The 8211-nt window shown below is 67.8% G+C and carries 9 protein-coding genes and 1 rRNA gene; 5 read left to right on the top strand and 5 right to left on the bottom strand.

What is annotated here, in order from left to right; genetic code table 11:
- A 5S ribosomal RNA gene (rrf, locus tag AC5P5M_RS07565) occupies window positions 1-102 on the top strand; the annotation flags it as partial.
- A gap of 66 nt (window positions 103-168) precedes the next feature.
- On the opposite strand, the gene AC5P5M_RS07560 is transcribed toward rrf, so the two are convergent.
- On the bottom strand, window positions 169-1023 hold the full coding sequence (locus tag AC5P5M_RS07560; RefSeq protein WP_495205713.1) for an alpha/beta fold hydrolase: 855 nt from the start codon (window positions 1021-1023) through the stop codon (window positions 169-171).
- Entirely contained in the window at window positions 1020-1982 is a 963-nt protein-coding gene (gene hemH, locus AC5P5M_RS07555) for a ferrochelatase (protein ID WP_495205712.1), read from the bottom strand. Before hemH ends, AC5P5M_RS07560 begins: the two co-directional genes overlap by 4 nt.
- 166 nt (window positions 1983-2148) lie before the next feature.
- Between hemH and AC5P5M_RS07550 the strand changes: the two genes are divergently transcribed.
- From AC5P5M_RS07550 to tatC, 4 genes are all read left to right on the top strand, one after another.
- On the top strand, window positions 2149-3042 hold the full coding sequence (locus AC5P5M_RS07550) for a lipid-binding SYLF domain-containing protein (protein WP_053517681.1): 894 nt from the start codon (window positions 2149-2151) through the stop codon (window positions 3040-3042).
- Window positions 3043-3117: 75 nt separating this feature from the next.
- A complete protein-coding gene (gene tatA / locus AC5P5M_RS07545) occupies window positions 3118-3345 on the top strand; it encodes a Sec-independent protein translocase subunit TatA (RefSeq protein ID WP_053517682.1) in 228 nt (75 codons plus the stop codon).
- 15 nt (window positions 3346-3360) lie between these two features.
- A complete protein-coding gene (gene tatB, locus AC5P5M_RS07540) occupies window positions 3361-3846 on the top strand; it encodes a Sec-independent protein translocase protein TatB (RefSeq protein WP_065181400.1) in 486 nt (161 codons plus the stop codon).
- The gene (gene tatC / locus AC5P5M_RS07535; protein WP_010482410.1) at window positions 3843-4592 is read left to right on the top strand and encodes a twin-arginine translocase subunit TatC; all 750 of its coding nucleotides are present in this window, start codon (window positions 3843-3845) and stop codon (window positions 4590-4592) included. Before tatB ends, tatC begins: the two co-directional genes overlap by 4 nt.
- A 43-nt stretch (window positions 4593-4635) precedes the next feature.
- Here the strand turns inward: tatC and AC5P5M_RS07530 are convergent, their stop codons facing one another.
- The 3 genes from AC5P5M_RS07530 to AC5P5M_RS07520 are packed head-to-tail and all read right to left on the bottom strand — an operon-like array spanning window position 4636 to window position 8150.
- Window positions 4636-5547: a BPSS1780 family membrane protein gene (locus AC5P5M_RS07530; RefSeq protein WP_065181401.1), complete on the bottom strand. Its 912-nt coding sequence runs from the start codon at window positions 5545-5547 to the stop codon at window positions 4636-4638.
- Window positions 5548-5596: 49 nt separating this feature from the next.
- A complete protein-coding gene (locus AC5P5M_RS07525) occupies window positions 5597-6343 on the bottom strand; it encodes a glutamine amidotransferase (protein ID WP_053517686.1) in 747 nt (248 codons plus the stop codon).
- Window positions 6315-8150: a GspE/PulE family protein gene (locus AC5P5M_RS07520; RefSeq protein ID WP_053517687.1), complete on the bottom strand. Its 1836-nt coding sequence runs from the start codon at window positions 8148-8150 to the stop codon at window positions 6315-6317. Before AC5P5M_RS07520 ends, AC5P5M_RS07525 begins: the two co-directional genes overlap by 29 nt.
- Window positions 8151-8211 lie beyond the last annotated feature (61 nt).

The following is an 8211-nucleotide window of genomic DNA, read 5'->3' as shown; positions in this document are numbered from 1 at the left end:
GCGCTGTGGAACCACCCGATCCCATCCCGAACTCGGAAGTGAAACGCAGCTGCGCCGATGGTAGTGTGGCTCAAGCCATGCGAGAGTAGGTCATCGCCAGGGTTTATACCCAAAACCCCGCTGCTCACGCAGCGGGGTTTTTCTTTGTGCGTTTCAGCAGCCGATGTTTCAGCCGGCGTTGCCGTGTCCCAGGAACGGCTGGATCACTGCCGCGATCTGGGCGGGCGCTTCCATATGCAGGTGATGGTTGCCCGGAAACACGGCCAGGCGCACGTCGCGCAGGTGCTGCAGTCGCTCGCTGCGCATCGGCTCGGGATAGTACGACTGCGCGGGAGTCGCGTAGATCACCTGCGTAGGGCAGGCGATGGCCTGCAGCAGGTTGTCGATCTGGCCCTCGCTGAGCCGGATGGCGGTGGGCAGCATCAGGCGCGGATCGCTGCACCAGCGATAGCCGCCCTCCACAGGCTCGACCCCGCGCTCGACCAGCAGGCGCGCGCAGCCTTCGCTGAGCTGGTTGGTCATCATCCGCGCGCGGATTGGCGCGGCAAGATCGGGGAAGACCCTGAGCTGCTTGCGCGATAGCGCGCGCGTGGCAGTCACATGCTCACGCAGCCGATCCGCGGTGTCCTCTTCCGGTCCCCGCAGGCCGCCCAGCGCTTCGATGGCGACCAGGCGTTCAATGCGGTCACTGACCGCCGCCGTCAGGCTGGCGATGCCCGCACCCATCGAATGGCCGAGCAGGCTGAAGCGCTCCCAGCCCAGCGCGTCGGCCACGTCAAGGACGTGGCAGATCGCGGCAGCGGTGGTGTAGCTGGCGCCGGCCGGGAGATGGGCGCTGTGGCCATGGCCAGGCAGGTCGATGGCCACCAGATCCAGATGGGGCAGATGCGGCGCGAGTGGCACGAAGCTGGCGGCGTTATCCAACCACCCATGCAGGGCCAGCACACGCGGGCCCTCCCCGTGATTGCGCAGGCCGGCCACGCGCGCGCCGCCGACCTCGAGTTCGAACCCCTGCAGGCTCATGCCAGCGAGGCCACGGCCAGCCGTGCCAAGGCACGCGCGTGCTCGGATCCATCGTTGAGGCAGGGGATGTAACGCATCCGTGCGCCGCGTTCGGCGAGGGTTTCAGTGAATCCCATCTCGACTTCTTCCAGCGTTTCCAGGCAGTCGGTGGCAAAGCCGGGACAGACCACGTCGATCTGCTTCACGCCGGCCTCGGCCAGCGCCCACAGGCTGGGTTCGGCATACGGCTGCAACCAGCGCTCGCGCCCGAAACGCGACTGGTAGCCGAGCTGCCACTCGCTCCGTTCCAGGCCCAGCGCATTGGCGATCGCCTCCGCACTGGCCTCGCAGCGCTGCGGATAGGGATCACCGCCATCGGCCAGGCGCTGTGGAATGCCGTGGAAGGAGAACATCAACATCTGGCCACGGCCATGCGCCTGCCAGTAGCGCTGGATGGAGGCTGCCACGGCTGCGACCCAGTCCGGGTCGACCGAGTAGTCCTGTACCAGGCTGACCGTGATGCCCGGATTCCTGCGCTGCCAGGCATCGACACGATCCTCCACCGATGCGGTGGTGGTGGTCGAATACTGGGGATAGAGCGGCAGCACGACGATGCGCCGCACGCCTTCCGCCGCCAGCCGGTCCAGTTCCGCGGTCAATGCGGGTTCTCCATAGCGCATCGCATGGCGCACGCGCAGGGTCGGCAGCAGAGCTTGCATGGCCTGCGCCAGCCGCCGGGTATGGACCATCAGCGGCGAGCCCTCGGGCAGCCAGACCTGGGCGTACTTGGCGGCCGAGCGGCCGCTGCGCAATGGCAGGATCAGGCCGCGCAGCAGCGGCTGCCACAGCAGCGCCGGAATCGACACCACGCGCGGGTCGGACAGGAACTCAGCCAGGTAACGGCGTACGGCGGGGGCCGTCGGCGTCTCGGGCGTGCCTAGGTTGACCGCCAGCACGGCGGTATCGGGTGCGTCGAGCATGGGGCTCATTGTCGCCGATCTGCCGCTGTATCGGGATGCAGGATCTGCATCGCAGGCATAGTCATCTCCGATGCGGGACCGATGACGCTCATTGCCGATTCATCACAACACTACTAATTTCAGTCACTTGCTATATCTTCCTATGGACTGACTTCTGGAGCCTGCCATGCGTCGCCCGATCCAAGCCCTGCTGATCGCCGCCAGCCTGCTGTCCAGCCAGGCCATGGCCGGGCCGCAGGAAGACCAGCGCGCCCGCAACGCGGTGCGTGTGCTGGCTGAAATCCAGGAAATCCCTGAACAGGGGATTCCGGACAAACTGCTCGACGAAGGCCGCGCGGTCATCGTCATTCCCGACACGATCAAGGCAGGCCTGGTCATCGGTGGCCGCCGTGGGCATGGCCTGATGTCGGTCCGCATGCCCAACGGCGCGTGGTCCAACCCGGTCTTCGTCAAGCTCACCGGCGGCAGCATTGGCTTCCAGGCCGGCGTGCAGTCGTCGGACGTGGTGCTGGTGTTCCGCAACGACCGCAGCCTGGACAACCTGGTCAACGGCAAGTTCACCCTGGGCGCCGATGCCGGTGTGGCGGCCGGTCCGGTCGGCCGCAATGCGGCCGCGGCCACCGACGGCCAGCTCAAGGCCGAAATCTGGTCGTGGTCGCGTGCGCGTGGCCTGTTCGCCGGCGTCGCCCTGGACGGTGCGGTGCTGCAGATCGACGATGCCGCCAACCTTGACGCCTATGGCAGCAACACCACGCCGCGGATGATCTTCGAGGGCCGGGCAGCAGGTGCGCCGTCGATGGATGTGGTCGCCTTCCGTGATCGCCTGGAGGAGGCGACCTATGCCGCGCGCAACAACCGCGGTGGCAATGGTGGCACGGCCTCGCGTCCGGCTCCGGCGCCGACGGTCGCACCGCCGCCTGTTCAGGCAGCCCCGGCGGTCCCGGCGGAAGCCACCACAGCGCCCCTGCAGAACGTGCCGCAGAACCCGCCGCCACAGCAGCAGGGCTTCCAGCCGGTCAATGAAGGCGAAATCCGCACGGAGACGCTGGGCGGGAACTGACTTTCGTCACGCGCGCCGGCTAACGGCCGGTGCGCTATGCTCGACAGCCTGATCACTAACGTAACGAGCGTCTTTATGGGCAGTTTCAGCATCTGGCATTGGTTGGTCGTGCTGGCCATCGTCCTGCTGGTGTTCGGCACCAAGCGTCTGACCAGCGGCGCCAAGGACCTCGGTTCGGCGGTCAAGGAATTCAAGAAGGGCATGCGCGACGAGGACAAGCCGAACGCGCAGCTGGGCGATGAGACGCGCAGCCAGGACGCCTCGCGCACCGCGCAGGACGAGCACGACCGCAACGCACGCTGATCCGGAGCGGTCGCGGTGTTTGATATCGGCTTCAGCGAACTGCTGGTCATTGCGGTGGTCGCCCTGGTGGTGCTCGGTCCCGAGCGTCTGCCCAAGGCGGCCCGTTTTGCCGGCCTGTGGGTCCGTCGTGCCCGCAATCAGTGGGACTCGGTGAAACAGGAACTGGAGCGCGAACTGCAGGCCGAAGAGATCAAGCGGCAGATGCAGGACGTGCGGCAGGGCATGCAGGACACCGAGAACCAGTTGCGTGCCAGCGGCGAGGCGATCCGTCGCGAAGCCGCGCAGGCACAGCAGCAGGGTGATGCGCTGGCGCAGGAGACGCGGGCACCGGCGCCGGCGGACCTGCCGCCGCATGTCAGCCAGGCACAGCAGGCTGCACCTCCCGCGTCCATGGGCGACGGCACTGCGGCCGATGCCGGCGGGGCGTCCGCTGCATCCGCAGCGGATGTAGACGACACCCGTCCGGTGCCAGCGTCGCAGAGCGAGGAGCGCGGCCGATGAGCGAACAGGATTTCGGCGAGAGCTCGCTGGTTGAGCATCTGGTGGAGCTTCGCGGCCGCCTGGTGCGTGCGCTGCTGGGCCTGGGCGTGGTGCTGCTGGCACTGCTGCCCTTTACCCAGAAGTTGTACAACGCGCTGGCCGAACCGCTGGTCTCGCAGCTGCCGAACGGCCAGACGATGATCGCCACCAACCCGGCCGGCGCCTTCTTCGCTCCGTTGAAGCTGACCTTCTTCGTCGCGCTGTTCGTGGCGGTGCCGTGGCTGCTGTACCAGTTGTGGGCCTTCGTCGCGCCGGGACTGTATGCCCGCGAAAAACGCCTGGCGGTGCCCCTGCTGGTGTCGTCGGTGCTGCTTTTCTACACCGGTTGCGCCTTCGCGTATTTCCTGGTGTTGCCGGCGGTGTTCCACTTCCTCACCACCTTCAGCCCCGATGTGATCGCGATCACTCCGGATGCCAACGCCTACCTGGATTTCGTGCTGGCGATCTTCTTCGCCTTCGGTGGCAGCTTCGAGCTGCCGGTGGCGATGGTGATCCTGGTACTGCTGGGATGGGTGACGCCGCAGCAGTTCAAGGAGGGCCGTGGCTACGCGATCGTGGGCATCTTCGTGGTGGCGGCCGTGCTGACGCCGCCTGACGTGGTCTCGCAGCTGATGCTGGCGATCCCGATGTGCCTGCTGTACGAATTGGGCATCCATGCCGCGCGGTGGCTGGTGCCGTCCTCGGTGGTGAAGAAGCCCGCCGCGTGATGCGGCAGCGCCGGGCATGGCCCGGCGCTACCGTTGGGCGTGCTCAGGCGTGGAAGACGTCGTTCGCCGGCGGGGTGGCCGGAACCGGCGGAGCGCCACGGCTGCCACGGTGCACGAACATCTGCTTCCAGGCGGCATACACCGCGCCGACGTACAGCGGCATCACCACGGTGGTCAGCAGCAGCTGTGCGATGAACACGGCAACCATCTGCCCCCCCAGCAGCATCGAGATCTGGATCACGATCACGAACAGGATGTAGCCGCAGAAGGCGGCGATCACGCCGAGCACAGCGAACACCGCCATCGCCGCGATGTTCTCGATGCAGCCCTGCAGGCTCAGGCGCAGCGCGTGCATGCCGCTCTGCTTGTCGAACACCACCAGCGCTGGCTGGGTGAACATCGCCAGGGTCAGGGCGATGGCGGTCACGAACACCAGCAGCATCCACAGTGCGATGCGCGTGGCTGGCAGCTGGGCGACCAGTTCGGCGGCGGCTTCGGGGCTGACCTGCTGGTTGCTGCGGGCGATCTCTTCCATCCGTGCCATGACGTCGCTGAAGGCGGCGAAGCCTTCGCGACCGATCATCAGGTACAGCAGCACGCCCAGCAGCAGGACCACCAGCACCTGGATCGCCAGCGGCACCAGCAGGTGGCTGACGCGGTGGTCACGGATCGGCTGCAGCAGGTGGGTCACCAGGCCGGGCCGGCCGTCGTCGATCTCGCCCATGGCGTACAGCATGCCGCCGAACATGATCGGCGAGACGGCCAGGGTCATCAGCTGCACGGCCAGACCGAGCGCGCCGGGTACCAGGGTGGACAGCAGGGTGACCACCCAGCTGACCAGCATCCAGGTCAGGCCGATCCGCGCCAGCTGCAGCGGTGCACGCCGGTACAGGGAGAACGTATCCAGCAACCACTGGGCGCCCGCCGAGGCCGGCAGCTTGCGAATCTCTTTCATGGACATCCGGAGAGGACAGAAGGGGAGCGGGCAGTACCCGCGCCGCCGATTATCCCTGTTTTGCCGCCGGCTGGGCTGAAGACTGCCGTGCCTGGCGGACGAAACGGCGCAGCAGCTGCCGGGCCAGGGGGGCGGCGCTGACCGCGCGCTCGATGCTGCGGGCACAGCCACCATGGCGGCCGATGCAGTCAGCCCGCGCACGCACGTAGCCGCGCATGTGGTGGGTGGCGAACTCGGGATGGAACTGCACGCCCCACGCCTGCCGGCCCCAGCGGAAGGCATGGCAGCCATCCTGCGGCGACCGTGCCAGCACGGCGGCCCCCTCGGGGGCACGCAGTACGGTCTGCAGATGGGTCGCGTGTGCCGCGAAATGCTGTGGCAGCCCCTGGAACAGGGGGTCCTGTGCTGCCTGCGGCTGCAGCTCCAGTTCAATGGTGCCCGACTCGCGTCCGGCCGGGTTGTAGGCCACTTCGCCGCCCAGCGCATGCGCCAGCAGCTGGTGCCCGTAGCAGATGCCGAACACCGGCACGTCATCGTGGGCGGCCTGCCGCAGCCACGCCGCGCTGCGCTCGCTCCAGTCGGCGTGGTCGGTGACGAAGGCGGCCGAGCCGGTCACCATCACCCCGGCGAACGCGCGCGGGTCGGGCAGGACGCCGCCGTGCTCGACATCGACCACCACCGTCTCGTGTTCTTCCAGGCCGGCGGCGACGCGGATCCAGTGCGGGAAACGCCCATAACGACGCAGCGAGGGCACTGGACGGCCGGTTTCAAGAATCAGGAAGGGCGCTGGGTTCATCCGGGGGCGGCAGGACAGACAGGACTTCCTCGATTGTAGTCAGCCCCTGCGCCACCTTTTCAAGCCCCGCCTGGCGCAGGGTTCGCAGGCCCTCGGCACGGGCGGCACGGCTGAAACCGGCCAGATCCATGTCGGCGCGGATCTGCGCGCGAAGCCGCGAACCCAATGGCAGCAACTCATACAGGCCGATGCGGCCGAGGAAACCGGTGCGCCGGCACTCCAGGCAACCGACCGGCCGACAGGGCGTGGCGGCATCTGGATATGCGGCATGGCTATCAGCCAGTACCGCCCAATCGGCGGCACCGAGCGTATGCGGCTGCTTGCAGTGCGGGCACAGGGTGCGCACCAGGCGCTGGGCGAGGATGCCGTTGACGGTGGAGGCCAGCAGGTAATGCGGCACGCCCAGGTCGAGCAGGCGGGTGATGGCCGAGGGGGCGTCGTTGGTGTGCAGGGTGGACAGCACCAGATGGCCCGTCAGCGACGCCTGTACCGCCATCTGCGCGGTTTCCAGGTCGCGGATCTCGCCGATCATGATGATGTCCGGATCCTGCCGCAGCAGGGTGCGTACGCCGCTGGCGAAGTCCAGGTCGATGTTGGTCTGCACCTGCATCTGGTTGAACTCCGGCGCGATCATCTCGATCGGATCCTCCACCGTGCACACGTTCACGTCCGGGGTGGCCAGGCGCTTGAGCGTGGAGTACAGGGTGGTGGTCTTGCCGGAGCCGGTCGGGCCGGTCACCAGCACGATGCCGTGCGGACGCTCGACCAGGGCGTTCCAGCCGGCAGCCTCCTGCGGGCTGAAACCCAGCTGGTCGATGCTCTTGAACGCCGCATCCGGGTCGAAGATGCGCATCACGCACTTCTCGCCGAACGCTGTGGGCATGGTCGACAGGCGCATTTCCACCTCGCGCCCACCCGGTGACCGGGTCTTGATGCGGCCATCCTGCGGCCGGCGACGCTCGGCCAGGTCCATGCGGCCCAGCACCTTGATGCGGCTGACCACGGCGGTCATCACCGCCGGTGGCACCTCGAACACCTTGTGCAGCACGCCATCGATGCGGAACCGCATGCGGCCCATCTCGCGGCGCGGTTCCAGGTGGATGTCCGACGCACGCTGCTCATAGGCGTACTGCAGCAGCCAGTCGACGATGTGCACGATGTGCTGGTCGTCGGCATTGACGTCGCCGGTGCGGCCGAGCTCGACCAGCTGCTCGAAGCTGGGCAGGGCGGTGTTCACCTCGCCGCGCACGTCGCCGCGTGCGCCACGCACCGAGCGCGTGACGCCGTAGAACTCCATGGTGTAGCGGTGCAGGTCCAGCGGATTGACCACGGCCAGCTCGATGCGGCGGCGGGTCAGGTGCTGCAGGTCGCGGCGCCATTCCTGTACCAGCGGTTCGCTGGTCGCCACCAGCACGCGTTCGGCGTCCACCGCCAGTGGCAGGAAGCGATGGCGGCGCGCATAGGCGTGCGAAACCAGGGCCGTGACCGCCGCCACATCGACGCGGGTCGGGTCGATGCGCAGGTAGCGGGTGCCGGTGCGCCGCGCCAGCCACTCGGTGAGGCGTTCCAGGGTCAGTTCGCCGCCATCGCTGGCGGCAAGCTTGAGGTTGGACAGCAGTACCAGCGGATGGACTTCACTGGCGTTGCGGGCGCCCTGCGCGGAAAACCGCACGCGCTCGCGGTCCTGCCCGGCCACCAGGCCATCGGCCAGCAGTGCGGCCGAGACCTGTTCAAACAGCAGGCGGCCCCACGGCAGCGGTACCGCGCCGGGCTCGCCGGGCGTGCCCGCCGGCAGCCGATGTTCCATCTGCCTGCTCCTCCCGGGTACGGAATGCCCCGCAGGTCGGCCGTTATACTAGCGCACCCCC

It is taken from the genome of Stenotrophomonas sp. YJH_SMC_106-19 (assembly GCF_059368375.1).
This window is presented reverse-complemented; position numbering and strand designations above follow the sequence as displayed.

Bases quoted from the DNA above. Each gene is read 5' to 3' on its own strand.
- AC5P5M_RS07560 (WP_495205713.1), bottom strand. From the start codon at position 1,023: ATGAGCCTGCAGGGGTTCGAACTCGAGGTCGGCGGCGCGCGCGTGGCC.
- hemH (WP_495205712.1), bottom strand. From the start codon at position 1,982: ATGCTCGACGCACCCGATACCGCCGTGCTGGCGGTCAACCTAGGCACG.
- AC5P5M_RS07550 (WP_053517681.1), top strand. From the start codon at position 2,149: ATGCGTCGCCCGATCCAAGCCCTGCTGATCGCCGCCAGCCTGCTGTCC.
- tatA (WP_053517682.1), top strand. From the start codon at position 3,118: ATGGGCAGTTTCAGCATCTGGCATTGGTTGGTCGTGCTGGCCATCGTC.
- tatC (WP_010482410.1), top strand. From the start codon at position 3,843: ATGAGCGAACAGGATTTCGGCGAGAGCTCGCTGGTTGAGCATCTGGTG.
- AC5P5M_RS07530 (WP_065181401.1), bottom strand. From the start codon at position 5,547: ATGAAAGAGATTCGCAAGCTGCCGGCCTCGGCGGGCGCCCAGTGGTTG.
- AC5P5M_RS07525 (WP_053517686.1), bottom strand. From the start codon at position 6,343: ATGAACCCAGCGCCCTTCCTGATTCTTGAAACCGGCCGTCCAGTGCCC.
- AC5P5M_RS07520 (WP_053517687.1), bottom strand. From the start codon at position 8,150: ATGGAACATCGGCTGCCGGCGGGCACGCCCGGCGAGCCCGGCGCGGTA.